Consider the following 17,557-nt stretch of genomic DNA (forward strand, 5'->3'; position numbering starts at 1 on the left):
CTTAACGAACCGTTAACCATGGGCTTGAAATCCCCGTCAAGCGGGGGTTTCAGGGCGGCCTCAGTTATAATTGGGCTCAGTCGCCAAAGATGACACCGCCGCGCCCGTCGGGCGTGCGCAAGCCGTACCATTGGTCGCGAACCGCATCATAATGTTCAACCGGGTCGTAGCGAGCGACTTGCAAACCAAGCGTTTCGGCAGATAAGCGGCCCAAGGCTGAAGCCAGCGAGTAGGACGCAACCACCAAATCGCGACGCGCGTTAATCTCTGCAATACGCGCGGTGATCAGCTCGTCCTGTGTGTTCAAAACATCCAAGGTGGTGCGTTGGCCCACCCGTTGCTCTTCAATCGTGCCAGCCAAAGCCACTTGTGCGGCGGATACTTGCGCATTGGACGCATCAATTTGTGCGCGCGCAGCCTCCAGTCCACCAAACGCTGCATAGATTGCAGCGCGAACCTGTTCGCGTGCCACATCAAGCTCAAGACGACGCTGACCCAGCGTTTCAATCTCGCGGCGCACTGTGGATGTAGCGCGACCGCCTTGGTAGATGGGCACGGTCAAGCGCAAGGTAGCCGAGAGTGAATCATTGGGGCCGCCAGCTTGGGTTCCCCCTTCTGTCCACGAACGCTCGGCGTTACCGACCAAGTTGAGTTCGGGCAACAACTCCCCTTCGGCCAACGCAACAGCGCTCTGCGCGACATCGATGTTGGCTCGTGCTGCAACAATTGCTGGGTGCGTGGTCAGCGCATTGTCCAATGCGCCCTGAAGCGTGCTCGGGATACCATTGGTGAAGGGGCTTGGTGTGACCAACTGACCAGGATCAGTACCAATAACCTGTCGATACACCGCATTGGAAGCAGTGAGAGATGCTTGTGCGGAGCTGACTTGCGCCAGAGCGAAGGCCCGGCGGGCGTTGGATTGAGCGATATCAGTGCGTGTGCCTTCGCCAACATCAAAGCGCGCTTGGGCTGCGCGTACCTGCTCTTCCAAGAAACCGACATTTTGCCGACGCAGCGACAGAATCGCCCGATCAGCCAGGACATCCATGTAAGCCTGCGTTGCCGATACAAAAATATTCTGCTCGGTGTTCTCTAAACCTGCGCGGGCAGCAGCAACACCAGCTTCAGCCTGTGCAACGGCATTCTGTGTTCGAAAACCCCTGAAAAGAGGCTGCACAACAGTCAGCGTTGCGGTTGAGGTTGTGGTGCCAAAACTAGAGTTAGGCGTGCCGTCAAGCCTGCGAGATATCTGACTGGCTGTAACGCTTGCCTCGCCGGTTATCGTCGGCCGATAACCCGACAGAGCTTGGGGTACACCTTCATCAGTCGCGCGGACACCAGCACGGGCAGCGTTCAATTCTGGATTGTGCTGATAGGCACGCGCCAAAGCGCCAGCTAACGTTTCTGCATTGGCCGTACCGATAGACCCACATAACGCCAGCGCCGCGCCAGTCGCGCCCGCCATCACAGTGGTTCGCCAAGTTCTTTTCATGTTTGGAATGCCTGCCCACACGCTTTACAGATAACACACTAGTCGTTTGCCTGTGCGCCTACCATGGGCCAGCAGCAACAACCTTTACGATTTGTTAAGGTTCGATATCAGCCCATGCAAGTGGCACTTACATTTTGTGATGTCGTCTGCTGACACGTGAACAATTTGATCCACCGCTGCTGCAAATGAGCAACGGTTGAGCCCGTCGGGCTATGCTTTGGCGGACTGCTAGAACGTGAAGGCGTCTTCGCGCTCAAAGCCGGGCAACGAAGGTGCTGAGCAGTTGAAAAGCGGCACGACCGTGTGCCCGTCACCATCACGTTTGATCGAAACGGCGCGGCCAGCACCTCCCGAGCCGAGCGGCCCGATGATCACACCATCTTCGCGAAGTTGAGCCACCAGCTTTTCTGGCACCTCGTCCACAGCACCGCCAAGCAAAATGGCGTCAAAAGGCCCTTCCGATGCATATCCGTCGGCAAGCGGTCCTTCCAACACGGCAACAGTATCAATATCCGCCTCGGACAGCGCGTCGGTTGCCCGCCGCACCATGGCATCGCTTGTTTCCAAGGCAACCACGGAGCCACACAGGCGTGAGAGAATCGCTGAGGAATAGCCGGTCAGGCAGCCGACATCGAGAACGACACTGTCACGAGTCAGCCCTGCCGACTGAACCATGCGCGCCAAATGCATCGGTCGGATCATCCGGCGCAGGATGTCTCCGTCCGCAACTTCGATTTCCGCGTCGCTATAGGCCAACGCTCGCTTGTTTTGCGGAACAAATATGTCACGCGGGATTTCCAAGAACGCGGCCAACACATCATACTGAAAAACGTCAAAGGGGCGCAGCTGGTTGTCGACCATCTTGATGCGTTGTTCGGTCATGGATGCGGTGGCGGTTGGCATATGTCGGTTCCTCTCCTAATCCAAGCTGGCAGGCGCCTGGCGCGCAGGATCTCGTGTCGGTGACCTTATGCAAGTCGCGCCGAAGCAAAGCAAGATGGAAGGCGAATAGAACGCCTTCGTCTTTTGGCCGCAGCACAACCAATCGTAGGAAATGGCTTTGTTGCCGTTTCAGACAATATCCACCTTTCATTACCATTGGTATTCTTAACGCTTGCAAGGTTGAGGGGGCCTTGCTAACCGACCTGCACGAGGCCTCGTGGCGGAGTGGTTACGCAGAGGATTGCAAATCCTTGCACCCCGGTTCGATTCCGGGCGAGGCCTCCATCCCCACACTTCTCACGCAAAGGTGAGTTTTGGGGCTAGCGTACTCCAAAACCCTTTGGTATAGCGCCGGTCTCTTGGGTGATCCCCGATAGCTCAGTTGGTAGAGCAAGCGACTGTTAATCGCTGGGTCGTAGGTTCGAGTCCTACTCGGGGAGCCAATTTTTCCAATCATTATCAAACGCTTATGGTCCACATTGCGTGATCCATTCAGTTCGTTTGCTCGTAGAGCCAACAACCGCTGTGATGACCCAATGGTGATTGTTGGTGCCTAACAAACCTTCTCCCGACAGTTCTGCTCCGCCGTCAATCGTTTGGTTTCGCGATGATTTGCGCGTTGATGACAATCCCGCGCTGGCAAAGGCTGCCTCTAGCGGCACGCCAGTTGTTGCTTTTTACGTTTTAGACCAGAAAGCAGACAGACCTTTAGGAGGCGCTTCCCTATGGTGGTTGCACCACGCTTTGGCGGCCCTTCAAACATCGCTGGAGCCTCTTGGCGTTTCACTGATCCTTCGCGCTGGCGATGCGACGGACTTGGTACCGACCTTGGTCAGCGAGACTGGTGCGAAGGCCGTCTACTGGAATCGGCGCTATACCGCCAGCGGCATTGCGCAAGACACAGAGATCAAAGCAACGCTCAAACGCAACGGCATTGAGGCAGAAAGCTTCAACGCGCACCTCCTTCATGAGCCTTGGACAGTGCAAACTGGGTCTGGTGGTCCCTATCGGGTTTTCACGCCATTTTCGCGCGCTGCACGTGCAGCAGGCACACCGAGACAACCCACCCCTGCCCCAGAAATGATTGTGCAGTGGTCAGGCAAAGCCAACTCCTTAGAGCTTGATGACCTGAACCTGCTTCCAAAGAAGCCTGATTGGGCGGCGGGCTTTCGGGACATGTGGCGGCCAGGCCCTGAGGGCGCCCGGGCTAACCTTGCTTCCTTCATCACGGACAAGCTGTCCGGGTATCCTGATGATCGCAACGTGCCCGGCATCGAAGCAACAACACGTCTCTCAGCCCATTTGCGATTTGGCGAGATTTCGCCGCGAGAAGTCTGGCATGCGGCCGAGATTGCAGACGCACCGCGCGATTCCATTTTCAAGTTCCATCAGGAGCTGCTGTGGCGCGAGTTCTCCTATCATCTGCTCTTTCATTACCCAGACCTTGGTTCAGCAAACCATCAGTCGAAGTTCGATGACTTTCCATGGGCTGATCACACGACAGGGGAAGGTGCTGAACGGTTAAGGGCCTGGCAGCATGGGCAAACCGGCTACCCAATCGTCGACGCTGGCATGCGTGAACTCTGGCACACCGGTTGGATGCACAATCGGGTGCGGATGATTGTCGGGTCCTTTTTGGTCAAGCATCTTCTGACCGACTGGCGCGTCGGCGAAGCTTGGTTCTGGGACACGTTGGTGGATGCTGATCCGGCCAACAACACAGCCAGTTGGCAGTGGATTGCAGGATCAGGTGCCGACGCTGCCCCCTATTTTCGCATCTTCAACCCAGTCCTTCAGGGAGAGAAGTTTGACGGCGATGGCACCTACACACGCCGTTGGGTGCCGGAGGTTGCCAAGCTGCCAAAGAAATATCTCCACAAGCCCTGGGAAGCGCCGATCAATGTCCTACGTGATGCTGGCATGACGCTCGGTTCGACCTATCCGCACCCCATTGTTGACCACAAAACCGCTCGCGACAGGGCCTTGCAGGCCTTCAAGTCGCTCAGTGAAACACCAAACGCTGCCTAGTTCGCATCTCTTTCAAGAATCGAGACAATTCATGACATCCATTGCCGTTATCGGGTCGGGCATCTCTGGCAATGCTGCCGCCTGGGCGCTTCACACGTTCGCAGGGCATGACGTGACGCTCTACGAGAAGCGTCTGACGCCCGGTGGTCATTCGGCAACGGTTGATGTTCACCATGGTGACCGACACATCGCCGTTGATACAGGCTTTATCGTCTACAATGGCCGCAACTACCCCGATCTGACGGCGATGTTCGCCCATCTTGGTGTGGCAACCGAGTGGAGCGATATGAGCTTGGGCATCTCCGTGGGTGACGGCGCGTTGGAGTGGTGTGGCGACAATCTGGATGCGGTGTTTGCACAGCGCAAAAATTTGGTCTCACCACGCTTTCTGCTCATGCTGCGCTCTATCTTCCGGTTCAACAAGAACGCGCTGGCTGATCTCAACTCCGGCGCATTGAACACGCTTTCCTTGGGCCAGTATCTGCGAGCAAAGCGCTACCCGGCTGGTTTTATCGAAGACTATTTGGTGCCCATGGGCGCTGCCATTTGGTCCACGCCTGATGCCGACATCATGGATTTCCCGGCCGCCAGCTTTGTTCGGTTTTTTGCCAACCATCGCTTGTTGGAGCTGCGGCCGCCTGAGTGGCGCACGGTTACTGGTGGCAGCCGCGAATATGTCAAAAAGCTCGTTGGCCCGCTTGGCGATCGCGTTCTGTTGGGGCGCCAGGTCACCGAGGTTCGCCGCGAGGCGAATAGCGTCGTCATCACTGACAGCAGTGGCGAAACGCGGCGCTATGACTATGCGGTGATGGCATCTCACTCTGATCAGTCATTGGAGATGCTGCAAGACGCCTCAGACGCCGAAGCATCTCTTCTTTCTGACGTGTCGTATCGACCAAACGATGTCTATCTTCACCGCGACGAAGCGCTCATGCCCAAGCGAAAGAAAACCTGGGCAGCATGGAACTACATGTCGAGCGGACGCACCGCTGAAATGCGCGCAGGCGTTTCGGTTTCCTATTGGATGAATAAACTGCAGAACATCGACAAAGCCTATCCGCTTTTCATCACGTTGAATCCACCCAAAGCCCCCGATCCAGAGAAGGTTTTTCTGCGCACCAGCTACGACCATCCGCAGTTCGATGCCAAAGCCCTGGCAGCGCAAAAACGTCTGCCAGATGTACAAGGCTCTGGACGGATTTGGTTTGCCGGGGCTTGGACTGGTTATGGCTTCCATGAAGATGGGCTACGATCTGGCCTCAATGCAGCAGAGGGTCTGGGTGCCTATGTACCGTGGCGCCAAGGGATTCTTGATCCGCTCGAACGCGCGAGCGACATCACGGTGCAAGCTGCTGAATAGGTTCGATAATCAGTTTTGCTTGACGAAAACGCAGCAGCGTCCCAGCTTTTGGACATGAACAGCGTTGAGCCCATACGCCACGACACTGCCCAGCCCCTGTCACCGGTGACGCCACCGCCCGACGCACCACTGACGCTCTATCGCGGCCTGGTGATGCATCAGCGCATGCGCCCCAAGTCGCACCGCTTTGGCTATCAGGTCTACTCGGTGCTGATGGACCTGGACCGCCAGCATGAGATCGACGGATTGAGCCCCGTCCTGTCGCACAACCGATGGAACTTGTTTTCTGTGCACGACAAAGATCATGGGCCCGCTGATGGATCAGCACTGCGCCCTTGGGCTGATGCGATGCTGGCCAAAGGAGGTTTGGAGACGCGCGCGGCGAAGATCATGCTGCTCTGCTACCCTCGCATTCTTGGTGCAGTGTTCAATCCTCTCTCGGTCTACTACGCCTACGATGATGGTGATCAATTGGTCGGCGTCATTTATGAGGTACGCAACACCTTTGGCGAGCGACATGCCTATGTGGCCAAAGTCGAGCCCGGACAGCATGGTCCGGCAGGTTTGCGGCAAACGCGTGCCAAGCTTTTCTATGTCTCTCCGCTGATGGACATGGACATGCGCTACCACTTCAACTTGAAGCCACCGAGCAAAACGATCACGATCCGCATTCTAGAACACGACCCAAAAGGGCCCATTTTGTCAGCCACGTTCCATGGCGAGTTGGTTCCAGTCTCGACACGAACGCTGTTTAGCGAGGCGTTGCGCGTGCCGTTTCTAACCGCCAAGGTGGTTAGCGCCATTCACTACGAAGCCTTGCGCCTTTGGTTGAAGGGTATCAGACTGAGAGATCGCCCGCCGGCACCACCATCTTTCAGCGTTGCTGATGGTGAGTTGGAAGGTGAACCAAAGCGAGCGTCGACACCGCCACAAACACGTTCGGCACGTTAAGCCGGCCCAAAGTACGAGGAATGAGTTGAGGAGGACGAGAATATGAGCACCGACATGATGGCTGATCGCAGCATGCCGGAGCGCAAGGAGCGCACCAACACGCCCTTTCGTTTGATCGATTACACACCGCTTACCCAGGAAAACTTTGCTGAACTGACCCGGCAATTGCCGCGCGCAGTGCGCCGTGCGCTGGGTTTTGTGATTGGCTTGGAACATGGAACGCTTGCGATAACGCTACCGACTGGTGAGCGCTTTCGCATCGAAGGCCAAAGCAGAGAACCGGTGGCCGACCTCGAAATCCATTCCTACAACTTCATCGGCGACGTGATCCGCCATGGAGATATTGGCGTTGCGGAAAGCTTCTTTGAAGGCCACTGGTCATCTTCTGACGTCACCCAGTTCCTGGAGCTGTTCTGCTACAATGAGCGCATTATTCACGAACGCATAAACGGCAATCCAATTGCGCGTTTTGTTATGCGCGTGAAGCACTGGCTGCATCGCAACACAAAACGTCAGGCCCAGCGCAATATTTCGGCGCACTATGACCTGGGCAATGATTTTTACGAGCAATGGCTCGACCCATCGATGACGTACTCCTCGGCGCTGTTTCAGACCGGCGCCAATGACTTGGAAAGCGCGCAGCGGGCCAAATATAAAGCATTGGCAGATGCGACAGGCGTTATGGCCGGCGACAATGTGCTGGAGATCGGGTGCGGCTGGGGCGGTTTTGCAGAGTATCTGGCAAAGGAACGCGGAGCTTATGTTCGCGGCCTGACCATCAGCCGCGAGCAACATGACTTTGCGACTGAACGGATGAAGCGACAGAGCCTAACGGACCAAGTCGACATCGTCTTCCAAGACTATCGTGATGAAAAAGGAACGTTCGATCGCATTGTCTCCGTTGAGATGTTCGAAGCGGTCGGGGAGGCCTATTGGCCAACCTATTTTGAAACGCTCAAGAAGCATTTGAAACCGGGTGGCAAAGCTGGATTGCAGATTATCACGATCCAAGACCAGTACTTTGAACACTATCGCCGGGCGACTGATTTCATCCAGCAATATGTGTTTCCTGGCGGCATGCTTCCCACACCAACGCATCTTCGTGAGTTGGGCAAATCTGTCGGGTTAGATCTTACCAATGAACTGATCTTTGGCCGGGACTATGCGAGAACCCTGAAAGAGTGGCGCGCCACGTTCATGGAAAAATGGGATGTGATCGCGCCAATGGGCTTTGATGAGCGGTTCCAGCGCTTGTGGCGATACTATCTGCACTATTGTGAGGCTGGCTTTAAAGCTGGCAACATTGATGTGCGGCAAGTGGTGTACGGTCACGAACGCTAAACGCAGCTAGCTCTTATCAAGCGGCTTGCCATGCCATTTCGTCGCGCGTGATACGAGCCAATGATAGATGTCGAACGGTAGCAAACGCAGGACTTTCAGCTGATAGGTGAAGCGTTTGGGGAAGGTAACCTCAAACGACTTCGCTTGCAGGCCGTCAGCCATCCGACGTGCTGCATCGTCGACTTTGAGCAAGAACGGCATCTCAAACGGATTGTTGTCTGTCGCTGGCGTTTCAACAAAACCTGGATTGATCACTTGGATAGTGATCCCCATGCGGTCGGTATCGAAGCGGAGCGCTTCAGCCATGTTGATCAGGCCAGCTTTTGTTGCACCATAGGCTGCTGCCATGGGTAGGCCAGAATACCCTGCAACTGATGCGACCAATGCAATTTGCCCTTGTCGCTTGGGTTTCATCATCTTGATCAGTGGTACAACGCAGTTGGCTGTCCCTTTGAGGTTCACATCAAAGGTTTTGTGGAACGCATCAAGATCAGGTTTGGTCGCATCAACGGGAATGTAGATACCTGCATTGAGCGCAGCGATATCGATGCCACCATAGGCATCCATCTCCTGCACGATGGCCTCCATGCGCTGAGCGTCAATGATATCACCCTCAGCCACATGGACTTCCGCGCCGGCCTGCTGGCCTTCGATCTCAACTTTGAGCGCATCTAATGCATCGCGTTTGCGCGCGGTGAGCGCCAAGCGGTAGCCCCGCTTTGCCATCTCTAAGGACAGGGCATGACCAAGACCGGAACTTGCACCAGTGATCCAGACGAGCGGTTTGGCCATGTAACACTATCCTCAAAGCAAACGGGGGAGAGATCTTTGATCTTCCTACGCAAAAAGGCGGCGTCGAGTTCAATCGACACCGCCTTTTTGGCAGAAATTATTGCTTTTCTTAACGGATGAAAGAATTCATCAAACGCCCAATCGGGCCAGTCAATTCCACCGGCGCATCAACGACTGCAAAGCAAATGCAAACCTCACCGGGATCGGCGACCGGTTTGTGATTCACATCGTCATCTGCATAGGCAATGTCGCCGACGCCATAATGACCGTTACCATCAGAAAAGCCGCCTTGCAGAACCAGTGTCACTTCCGAACCATGGTGTGTGTGGACAGGCATTGCTTTGCCGCCATCAATGCGGAGAAGGCTAACCTCTGAGCCTTCCATATCCGGCAGTTTATACTCTGCCAGACCGGGCATGACCTTTTTCCAGGGCACGTCGGCTACGGACATACCAAGAAACTGCTCAAGTGCTTTAGGAGACGATCCCTTGGATGTTTCATCAGCATCAATGGCTGCGAAGACGGACTGAAGCGCAGCTTCGCCGTCCTTAAAGTTCACAGGTTCAATCTGATCCAGCACGTGCGGCTTATGAGGCATTGCTGTTTCGCCGGCACTGCTAGCGAGTGTCGAACCGACGGCATGGACATCGTCCAGCCAGCGTTCGGCGTGTGGCGAAAGCTCCAAATGGCTTTCAACGAGCACCCGGGCAGGGGTTGAAAGACCGCCCAGCGCATATTCCGCTAGAAGGCCTGACACCATGTCGCTTTGACGGGTTGCGTTAATGTTCACACTTCATCTCTCAATCCTGGTCGCCCAGGGTTTTGTTCACTTCAACAACGCCCAATCTTCACGTCGAGCGTAAATTGCTATCACTTCAGATCAATCGGCAAGATGCCTTACCTAAAACTACGCGGGACAGACTTAGCGCCGTCCCAAAACTCACTCAATGTGCGGCGACCCACTCACCAACTCAGAAAAATGAAAGCCTGAATTGAACCGGTTTCGTTTCTCTTCCCGCAAAGATTGTGGGCACTCAAATCCGATTACGCGTTCTTTCAAAGATTGGATCAGAATTCAGCATCAAACCGGTTTAATCGACTCCAAGCACACCTTTAACGTGCCAGCTAAGCAGGAGTGCCGGAAGCCTCAATCCGGGCGATAATTCTGACGGATTGCCCACGTAGGCTTGCCAAAGTGTGCCTGGATGTCGCGCTTTCGTTGCCATTTACATCATGCTCTGATCAAACCGTTGTGGACCTTCGCCATGATGGAAAAACAATGATCGACGCGCTCTATCAATCCGACTCATATCTGCGCACCGCTGACCTGCCCCTTGTGGGCATGCATGATGACGGCGTTCTGGTAAAACGCAGTGTTTTCTATCCTCAAGGTGGAGGCCAACCAGGCGACCAAGGCAAGCTGGAGCTTGCAAGCGGTGACATGCTGCCTGTTCACACAACTCGCTATGGACCAGATCGCGACAGCGTTCTTTTGGTGCTGCGCAAAGGCGATGACCCGTTGCCAGAAGCGCTTAAAGAAGTATCTGTGGGTGATACGATGACCGGCCATATTGATTGGGCGCAGCGCTACAGTTTCATGCGCGTACACACGGCCTTGCACCTGCTATCGGTCGTCCTTCCCTACCCTGTCACAGGTGGCCAAATCGGCGATGGTGAGGGCAGACTGGACTTTGATATCGCCGATGGACCACTCGACAAAACAGCGTTGACTGAGCAATTGCAGGCGCTGGTGGAAGGTGACCACCCGGTGGATCAGGATTGGATAACCGACGCGGAACTGGATGCTCAGCCTGACCTTGTAAAGACGATGAGCGTGAAACCACCGCGTGGCGCAGGCAAGGTGCGTTTGGTACGCATTGGAGATGTTGATCTACAGCCCTGCGGCGGGACCCATGTGCAATCCACCGCCGAGATTGGCGCCGTTGAAGTCCGCAAGATAGAAAACAAAGGCAAGCAGAACCGGCGTGTCCGCATCCGCTTGTCCAGTGAAGACGCCGTTTAACGCAAGGATGTTAGCAATGCGCCGTGAGGATGTTTTTGTCACCCCAGAATGGCTGAACGAGCGGATTGATCATCCAGATGTCTTGCCGATCGATGCCAGCTGGTATCTGCCCACAATGCTGCGTGATGGCGAACCCAGAGACGGTCAAGCTGAATACAAGGCGAGCCACATCCCCGGCGCAGTGTTCTTCGATCTGGACGCACAATCGGACCCCACAAGTGATCTGCCGCATATGATGCCAAATCAGGTTCGGTTTTCGTCGGCCATGCGCAAGCTTGGCGTTGGCGATGGTATGACGCTTGTCGTCTACGATGGCGCCGGTCTGTTCTCCGCTCCGCGTGTTTGGTGGATGTTCAAAGTCATGGGCGCACGATCCGTGTTTTTGCTCGATGGCGGCCTGCCCGCTTGGCAGGACGCTGGTTTTGCGCTGTCAGACGAGCCGGTAAGCCGCTCGCCAAGACATTTTACCGCTCGATTAGATGGGTCAGCGCTCGCGGATTTGGAAACTGTGGTGAAGGCAGCGTCAGACCCGATGACCAACATCGTTGATGCACGTCCGGCGGGACGATTTGACGGCTCCATTCCAGAACCCCGCCCCGGTTTGCGGGCCGGTCACATGCCCGGTGCGCGCTCGCTGCCCTTCTCCGATCTTATCGATGAGGGACGCCTCAAGTCTTCAGAGGCCTTGCAAGCGTTGTTTGCTGACAAACAGATCGATCTCACTGCACCGATTATCGCATCATGCGGATCAGGGGTTTCTGCCGTGACACTTAAGCTGGCGCTGGATCTTAGCGGTGCGAGAGATGTCCGTATCTATGATGGGTCATGGGCAGAATGGGGTGGCAAAGACGATCTGCCGGTCGAAACGGGCCGAGACTAGAATCAGCAAAAGAAGCGCCTACTAGCGAATGGGCGGGGCGTAAATCAGTCCACCTTCCGACCAAAGCTCATTCAGGCCACGGCCTATCCCCAACTCGGAGCCTAGACCGATCGTCCGTTCGAACACTTCGCCGTAATTGCCCACCTGCGCGATCACCTGAAATGCCCAGTCTTGGCGAACGCCGAGCATCGTGCCGAAGTCTCCTTCATCCCCCAGTAGGCGCGCGATCGCTGGGTTGTCGCTGCCGCGAAAGCTTTCAACATTCTGCGAGTTCAGACCGAACTCCTCGGCATTGATCATCGCGAACAGCACCCATCGTGCCACATTGAACCATTGCGTGTCGTCAGCGCGCACGGCCGGGCTCAGCGGTTCTTTTGATATCACTTCTGGCAGAACGATATGCTCATCGGGCTCAACGAGATTGAGCCTCTGCGCGAACAGCCCTGATGTGTCATGCGCATATGCATCGCAGCGCTGCGAGTCATAGGCAGCAACCACCTCTTCAACGTTTTCGAAGGTCACAAGCTCGAAAGGCATGCCGCGTGACTCAAAGAAATCGGTCACGTTCAGCACTGTCGTGGTGCCTGCATTGGCACAAATGGTGGTGTTTGAGAGTTCCAGCGCTGACGTGATGCCCATCGACTGGCGGACCATGAAAGCCTGACCGTCATAGTAGTTGACACCAACAAAGCTCACCGGTCGGCTGACCTCCCGTGCCATCGTCCAAGTGGAATTGCGTGAGAGAATGTCGATATCGCCATCAGTCAACGCATCGAAGCGTTGCGAGGCGGGCAGCGAGGTGAACTCCACGGCCTCGGCGTCGCCGAGAACCGCAGCGGCTACCGCGCGACAGTACTCAACATCAAAGCCCTGCCATGTTCCGTCGGCGTCTTGGCTGGAAAATCCAGGCTGGCCTTCAGAAACGCCACATTGGACGAAGCCTTTGGCCAGCACATCATCCAGGGCAGAGCTGGCTTGGGCTGAGGCACTCACCGTTGCCGTCAAAGCGCTCGCAACAACAAAGGCACAAAGATGCCTGCCGGAGGATTTGGGCGGGAAGAACATGACCAAACTCGTACATCATCAAGGAAAAGAGGCAGACCGCGCACAACCGCCCTTGTGCCACGTTCCACTCCCCTGTCAAAAGCTTTCAGACAGTGGCGAACAAGATAGGCCAAAAAACGGCCCGTTCCCAGCAAAATGGAACAAAAACAAAGGATCAAGCCGTGAGTGATGAGCAAAATGGGCGCAAGACCAAGCCCGATTTGTCCACCAAAGGGATCGATACGCAGCTCTCGCATCTGGGACGCGATTCGCACGCTTATCATGGGTTTGTGAACACACCCGTGGTGCGCGCATCCACCGTGCTGTTTGACAGCGTGGAAGCCATGGAAGCACGCAATGCGGATGATACCAACAAACCGAAATACACGTATGGACTAAACGGCACGCCAACGATTGATGCTTTGGCTGATACCATCAACACATTGGAAGATGCTGCGGGCACCGTGCTGGTCCCGTCCGGCTTGGCCGCTGTGACCATCCCCATTCTTGCCATTGCCAAGCCTGGTCTGCGCTTGCTGGTGCCAGACAATGTGTACTGGCCGACCCGCCGCTTCTGCGATGGGACGCTGAAGCGCCTTGGTGTTGAGACCATCTACTATGATCCACTTATCGGCGCTGGTATCGCCGACCTCATGGCATGCGACGGTGGGTGCGCGCTTTTTGCTGAAGCACCGGGGTCGAACACTTTTGAGATGCCAGACCTCAATGCGTTTCTTGCAGCGGCCAAGGCCCATAATGTGATCACCATGATCGACAACACTTGGGCGACACCACTTATCTACAAGCCGGTTCCTGCAGGATTTGACTACTCGATACAGGCCGGGACCAAGTATTTTGCAGGACATTCTGATCTGCTGATTGGGTCAGTCTCAGCCAGTGAAAGGGCATGGCCTGACCTTCACCGCACCCGAGAGCAGTTGGGTGTTCAAGCAGGTACCGAAGAGATTTTTCTCACCTTGCGCGGTATGCGCTCGCTGCGGGTTCGCTTGGAACAGCACGAAAAAGCGGCGCTGGAGATTGCCAGATGGCTTGAGGCACAACCTTTTGTGACCAAAGTCATGCACCCTGCCCTACCCTCAGACCCGGGCCACGCGCTGTGGCTGGAGCTTTTTAAAGGCCGCGCCAGTGGACTGTTCGGTTTTGAACTTGCTGGTACGCGCGATCAAGGACGTGCAATGCTCAACGCCGTTGAGCTTTTTGGGCTTGGCTATTCTTGGGGTGGTTATGAGAGCTTAGCTGTTCTGGCTGAGCTCTCGCACTGTCGCACCACCCGTCCCTGGTTGGGTGGGCCTGCCATCCGCCTGCAAATCGGGCTTGAAACCGTTGATGACTTGAAAGCCGACTTGGCCTCAGCAGCCAAAGCTGCCGGCTTGCCGACAGGCTAGGCGGCCAACGCTTACGTGGCTGCGTCGCCCTCAGGTCGGGCGGCGGCACGGCGCTCTGCAAAGATAAGCCAAACGTTGCGCAGGTAAATAAGCAAGCCTAGCGACTGGCCAAGAATGAAAACGGGGTCTTGCTGCTCAATCGCATAGGTGAGCAGCATGAGCCCACCGCCGATGGAGAAAAACCAGAACGGGATTGGCACGATCGACCGTTTTGCCCGTTCTGAGGCCACCCATTGGACCACAAAGCGCATCATAAACATGAATTGCGCCGCGAGCCCCCACACGACCCACCAGTCGAACTGATCGACAAAAACGATCTGAAACCAAGCAATGAGCCCGTCGAACATGTGTGGCTTATCCTTCCGGTGTGTTGTCTGGAGCTATCTCGCTGACCGCAGGGCGTTTTTTAAGGCGACGCTTCAACCACCAAACGCCAAACAGATCGATGGAGCCAATCAGCGCGCGATCAAACACGCCGTATTTGGAAACGCCAAACTGGCGCGGGCGATCAATTACGTCGACGAAATCAACATCATAGCCTTCGCGTAAGACAAGCGCGGCCATAAAGCGGTGCCATCCATCGAAATAGGGCAAGCGGCGGAACAGATCGGCGCGCACCGCTTTGAGCCCACATCCTGAATCGCGCGTCTTGTCAGCCAGCATCGCGCCACGCAAATTGTTGGCAAAGCGTGATGCAAACCGCTTCATCGCGGTGTCTTTGCGTCCCACACGCTGGCCACCAACCATGCCAAAGGCAGGGCCGCGATCCAACAGAGTATCAACCAAAGCTGGCATGAAGGCAGGATCGTTCTGGCCATCGCCATCGGTGCAAACGATGATGTCGCCAACGGCATACTGGACGCCGGTGCGAACCGCCGCGCTTTGGCCGGACGACTGTGCATGTTGCAACACGCGTACATCTGCACCGCTCTTCTGCCCGGCCCCAAGCGCAGCGGCAGCGGTGTTGTCGGTTGATCCATCATCAATGACAAGAATTTCCAAGTCACGGCCCACGAGTGCCTGCGCGATCTCGCCGATAAGAATTGGAAGATTCTCAGCTTCGTTTTTGCACGGGATGACAACCGAGAGTTTCTGGCCCTGCGCAGTGGTGGACGTGTTTGGCGTTGGCACGAGAGGTCCGTGGGTTGGGAGAGATGTCGGCACCGTGTGCCCAAGAGCCGGTTCCCTAGCGCTTTGTGGGAGAAAGCGAAAGAGGGGCATCACCAATGGTCACTGCGTGTGGGTTATTCACCTGCAGCAAAAACATGCATGTTCAGCTCATCCCCACCATTGATGTTGATACCCTCGACCCGCGCCAACAGGCGAACTGTAGACGCTGATGTGCTCTCCTCTGGCGTGAGGCGCGCAAGGTCTTCAAACATTCCCTCAACAAAGGGAGCATCAACAAAGGCGGCCCTGCACCCGCCCTCAGCCAGGAAATCGGCAGCTGCCTCTGCAGAATCGAGCATTCTCAAATCTGTTCGAGTCATGAGGACCAGGCTGGGTTCATTGTAGCCAAGCGTGGCAAGCTCAGGGTTTTCACAGCGCACACCGTCAAGTGCCGTCACAAGCTGCGGCGTGACCCAGATGGTTCGCGCGGCAGGAACGTGGAACCCAAAAGCGCCAGAGTACAAGAACACCGTGCCTAGGGTGATGAGTACGAGACTTGCGCGCGCGTGTGAACGCCAAATGAGCAAGAAAGCGCCAATTAACAGCACAAGCCCAAGCACCATAGCGGCAACCCCAAATGGACTGATGCTATCGCCATAAACATAGAGAACGATTGGCAAGCCTATCGTTCCAGCGACTGGGATGAGCAGAAACAGGCCTTTGGCAACACCTGCCAACCAGCCCTGCGGTATCTTCTCATAGACCATCATCCGCGCTGCTAAGATCGCCAGAGCCGGATAGATCGGCAGTATGTAGTGCGGCAGCTTGGTGGCTGAGAGCTCAAAGATCACCCATGTCGGGACAATCCAAGCCACCAGGAAACGCGTGCTCTTGTCGCGCCAACTGGCTATGGCGAAAGGAATTGCCAGGAAGGCAAGCGGCGCGAGTGGCCAACCCAAAGTTGGGAAAAAGCCGAAGGTATAGGCGCCCGGCGGCACGAACGGTCGTTCTCGGCTCTGACCAATTTTCTCAAACAGGTCACGGCCAATCGATTGAGCATAAAACTCGCCGCCTGATGTGATGCCGATGGCGATAAACCAGGGCAGTGTGAGAATGAGCATCCACATGAAGCCAAGGCCCGGGCGCAAACGCCTTAGCCAAGCAATTTTCCGCTCAAACAGGCTCGCAACCAAGGCGGTGCTGCCCACCACCATCGGCAGGATAGGACCTTTGATCAGGATACCCGCTGCAACAGCGGTCCAGAACAAGCCAGCGTGCCAGAATTTTACCGAACTGTCGCGACGGCCCAGAAATGCCTTCGCCAGGATCCCTTGGGCAACAAGAATGGTGGCAAACAGCATCGCATCTGTCTTGGCCAGGCGTGCCTCTGCGCCCAAAAGAATGGTCAGCGCCACGAGCAGGCCAGCGGCAAATGCGACCGGCGGTGCGCCAAATCCCAACGCTAACCAGTAGACGAGAAGCGCTGCAGCGACTGCGCCAGCAAATGACACAGTGCGGTAGACCCAAATGGGGGCCTGGCCATCTTCAGCACCATAGAGCGTCACGGCGGCTGATTGCAGCCAATAGATACCAATGGGTTTTTGATAGCGGGCATCGTTTTGGAAACGAATTTCCACATAGTCGCCCGTTGCCACCATCTGCCGTGTTGCTTGCGAAAACCGCGACTCATCACGGTCGATGGGCGGGATTGTTGTGAAACCCGGCGTAAAGGCTGAAATGGCAACCAGTGCGATGGCAACAGCGCCAACCACTCGCAAGCGTGCAAGTCCATCAAAAAGCGGTGCGAGTGCGCCGGCCCAACTGTCCACCCAAGCCCACCGAGGAAGCCAGCTTGGCGGCGATTGTTGTTCTTGGGTTGTTGGCTCGGCGGGTTGCAGTTCAGACAAAGCCTGCGCGCTTTCCTGCGGGGCCTGATCTGCGATAGGCACCGAGACCGCGGTTGTACCGGCCGCCTCACCTACACGTTCCTGATCTGCCCAAAGGCCGGCTGTGCCTGCGGCCCTTTCTGTGATCGAAGAGGCAAAAACGGGGGCAGAGGGCTGAGCTTCAAGCTGCCTTTCTCGGGGTGCCGGAGCGACCGTCTTGGGCGTCGTCTTCCCAGTTGAGCGAGTGCTGGAAGAGGTTGTTTTGGCGGAGGACGCGGTTTTTGCTCTCGGTTTGCGAGGGC

General features: G+C 56.0%; 15 protein-coding genes and 2 tRNA genes. 9 read left to right on the forward strand and 8 right to left on the reverse strand.

Features of this window, described 5'->3' with window-relative positions; genetic code table 11:
• Window positions 1-76: 76 nt before the first annotated feature.
• Entirely contained in the window at window positions 77-1,492 is a 1,416-nt protein-coding gene (locus ABWH92_RS15565) for a TolC family outer membrane protein (RefSeq protein WP_375569903.1), read from the reverse strand.
• Between the two features lie 228 nt (window positions 1,493-1,720).
• Window positions 1,721-2,395, reverse strand: coding sequence for a protein-L-isoaspartate O-methyltransferase (locus ABWH92_RS15570; RefSeq protein ID WP_375569905.1), 675 nt, complete (start codon window positions 2,393-2,395; stop codon window positions 1,721-1,723).
• A gap of 250 nt (window positions 2,396-2,645) precedes the next feature.
• On the opposite strand from ABWH92_RS15570, the gene ABWH92_RS15575 reads away from it, so the two are divergent.
• From ABWH92_RS15575 to ABWH92_RS15600, 6 genes are all read left to right on the forward strand, one after another.
• A tRNA-Cys gene (locus ABWH92_RS15575) sits at window positions 2,646-2,719 on the forward strand.
• An 82-nt stretch (window positions 2,720-2,801) separates the two neighbouring features.
• Window positions 2,802-2,877 (forward strand) — tRNA-Asn (locus ABWH92_RS15580).
• A 106-nt stretch (window positions 2,878-2,983) separates the two neighbouring features.
• Window positions 2,984-4,462 carry a cryptochrome/photolyase family protein gene (locus ABWH92_RS15585; RefSeq protein WP_375569907.1) on the forward strand — a complete coding sequence of 493 codons (1,479 nt, stop codon included), beginning with the start codon at window positions 2,984-2,986 and terminating at the stop codon, window positions 4,460-4,462.
• A 31-nt stretch (window positions 4,463-4,493) separates the two neighbouring features.
• Complete coding sequence (locus tag ABWH92_RS15590) at window positions 4,494-5,822, forward strand: NAD(P)/FAD-dependent oxidoreductase (protein ID WP_375569909.1); 1,329 nt, start codon at window positions 4,494-4,496, stop codon at window positions 5,820-5,822.
• A gap of 54 nt (window positions 5,823-5,876) precedes the next feature.
• On the forward strand, window positions 5,877-6,773 hold the full coding sequence (locus ABWH92_RS15595; protein WP_375569911.1) for a DUF1365 domain-containing protein: 897 nt from the start codon (window positions 5,877-5,879) through the stop codon (window positions 6,771-6,773).
• 72 nt (window positions 6,774-6,845) lie between these two features.
• Window positions 6,846-8,114, forward strand: coding sequence for a class I SAM-dependent methyltransferase (locus ABWH92_RS15600; RefSeq protein WP_375574268.1), 1,269 nt, complete (start codon window positions 6,846-6,848; stop codon window positions 8,112-8,114).
• Between the two features lie 6 nt (window positions 8,115-8,120).
• Here ABWH92_RS15600 and ABWH92_RS15605 read toward each other — a convergent pair whose 3' ends face one another.
• Together ABWH92_RS15605 and ABWH92_RS15610 are read right to left on the reverse strand one after the other, a co-directional pair.
• Complete coding sequence (locus ABWH92_RS15605) at window positions 8,121-8,906, reverse strand: SDR family NAD(P)-dependent oxidoreductase (protein ID WP_375569913.1); 786 nt, start codon at window positions 8,904-8,906, stop codon at window positions 8,121-8,123.
• 109 nt (window positions 8,907-9,015) lie between these two features.
• Complete coding sequence (locus tag ABWH92_RS15610) at window positions 9,016-9,696, reverse strand: ChrR family anti-sigma-E factor (protein WP_375569915.1); 681 nt, start codon at window positions 9,694-9,696, stop codon at window positions 9,016-9,018.
• A gap of 489 nt (window positions 9,697-10,185) precedes the next feature.
• Between ABWH92_RS15610 and ABWH92_RS15615 the strand changes: the two genes are divergently transcribed.
• Window positions 10,186-10,929, forward strand: coding sequence for an alanyl-tRNA editing protein (locus tag ABWH92_RS15615; RefSeq protein WP_375569917.1), 744 nt, complete (start codon window positions 10,186-10,188; stop codon window positions 10,927-10,929).
• Between the two features lie 16 nt (window positions 10,930-10,945).
• Window positions 10,946-11,809: a 3-mercaptopyruvate sulfurtransferase gene (sseA, locus tag ABWH92_RS15620; protein ID WP_375569919.1), complete on the forward strand. Its 864-nt coding sequence runs from the start codon at window positions 10,946-10,948 to the stop codon at window positions 11,807-11,809.
• A gap of 21 nt (window positions 11,810-11,830) precedes the next feature.
• Here the strand turns inward: sseA and ABWH92_RS15625 are convergent, their stop codons facing one another.
• Window positions 11,831-12,874 carry an amino acid ABC transporter substrate-binding protein gene (locus tag ABWH92_RS15625; protein WP_375569921.1) on the reverse strand — a complete coding sequence of 348 codons (1,044 nt, stop codon included), beginning with the start codon at window positions 12,872-12,874 and terminating at the stop codon, window positions 11,831-11,833.
• Window positions 12,875-13,035: 161 nt separating this feature from the next.
• Here ABWH92_RS15625 and metC point away from each other — a divergent pair, with 161 nt between their 5' ends.
• Entirely contained in the window at window positions 13,036-14,259 is a 1,224-nt protein-coding gene (gene metC, locus ABWH92_RS15630) for a cystathionine beta-lyase (protein WP_375569923.1), read from the forward strand.
• 11 nt (window positions 14,260-14,270) lie between these two features.
• On the opposite strand, the gene ABWH92_RS15635 is transcribed toward metC, so the two are convergent.
• The 3 genes from ABWH92_RS15635 to ABWH92_RS15645 form a co-directional block, all read right to left on the reverse strand.
• Entirely contained in the window at window positions 14,271-14,606 is a 336-nt protein-coding gene (locus tag ABWH92_RS15635) for a lipid-A-disaccharide synthase N-terminal domain-containing protein (protein ID WP_375569925.1), read from the reverse strand.
• Between the two features lie 7 nt (window positions 14,607-14,613).
• Complete coding sequence (locus ABWH92_RS15640; protein ID WP_375569927.1) at window positions 14,614-15,390, reverse strand: glycosyltransferase family 2 protein; 777 nt, start codon at window positions 15,388-15,390, stop codon at window positions 14,614-14,616.
• A 113-nt stretch (window positions 15,391-15,503) separates the two neighbouring features.
• Window positions 15,504-17,318: an ArnT family glycosyltransferase gene (locus tag ABWH92_RS15645; protein WP_375569929.1), complete on the reverse strand. Its 1,815-nt coding sequence runs from the start codon at window positions 17,316-17,318 to the stop codon at window positions 15,504-15,506.
• Between the last annotated feature and the right edge of the window lie 239 nt (window positions 17,319-17,557).

This window comes from Ahrensia marina, from assembly GCF_042140245.1.
Taxonomy (GTDB): domain Bacteria; phylum Pseudomonadota; class Alphaproteobacteria; order Rhizobiales; family MH13; genus MH13.

Bases quoted from the DNA above. Each gene is read 5' to 3' on its own strand.
- ABWH92_RS15565 (WP_375569903.1), bottom strand. From the start codon at position 1,492: ATGAAAAGAACTTGGCGAACCACTGTGATGGCGGGCGCGACTGGCGCG.
- ABWH92_RS15570 (WP_375569905.1), bottom strand. From the start codon at position 2,395: ATGCCAACCGCCACCGCATCCATGACCGAACAACGCATCAAGATGGTC.
- ABWH92_RS15590 (WP_375569909.1), top strand. From the start codon at position 4,494: ATGACATCCATTGCCGTTATCGGGTCGGGCATCTCTGGCAATGCTGCC.
- ABWH92_RS15595 (WP_375569911.1), top strand. From the start codon at position 5,877: ATGAACAGCGTTGAGCCCATACGCCACGACACTGCCCAGCCCCTGTCA.
- ABWH92_RS15600 (WP_375574268.1), top strand. From the start codon at position 6,846: ATGCCGGAGCGCAAGGAGCGCACCAACACGCCCTTTCGTTTGATCGAT.
- ABWH92_RS15605 (WP_375569913.1), bottom strand. From the start codon at position 8,906: ATGGCCAAACCGCTCGTCTGGATCACTGGTGCAAGTTCCGGTCTTGGT.
- ABWH92_RS15615 (WP_375569917.1), top strand. From the start codon at position 10,186: ATGATCGACGCGCTCTATCAATCCGACTCATATCTGCGCACCGCTGAC.
- sseA (WP_375569919.1), top strand. From the start codon at position 10,946: ATGCGCCGTGAGGATGTTTTTGTCACCCCAGAATGGCTGAACGAGCGG.
- ABWH92_RS15625 (WP_375569921.1), bottom strand. From the start codon at position 12,874: ATGTTCTTCCCGCCCAAATCCTCCGGCAGGCATCTTTGTGCCTTTGTT.
- ABWH92_RS15635 (WP_375569925.1), bottom strand. From the start codon at position 14,606: ATGTTCGACGGGCTCATTGCTTGGTTTCAGATCGTTTTTGTCGATCAG.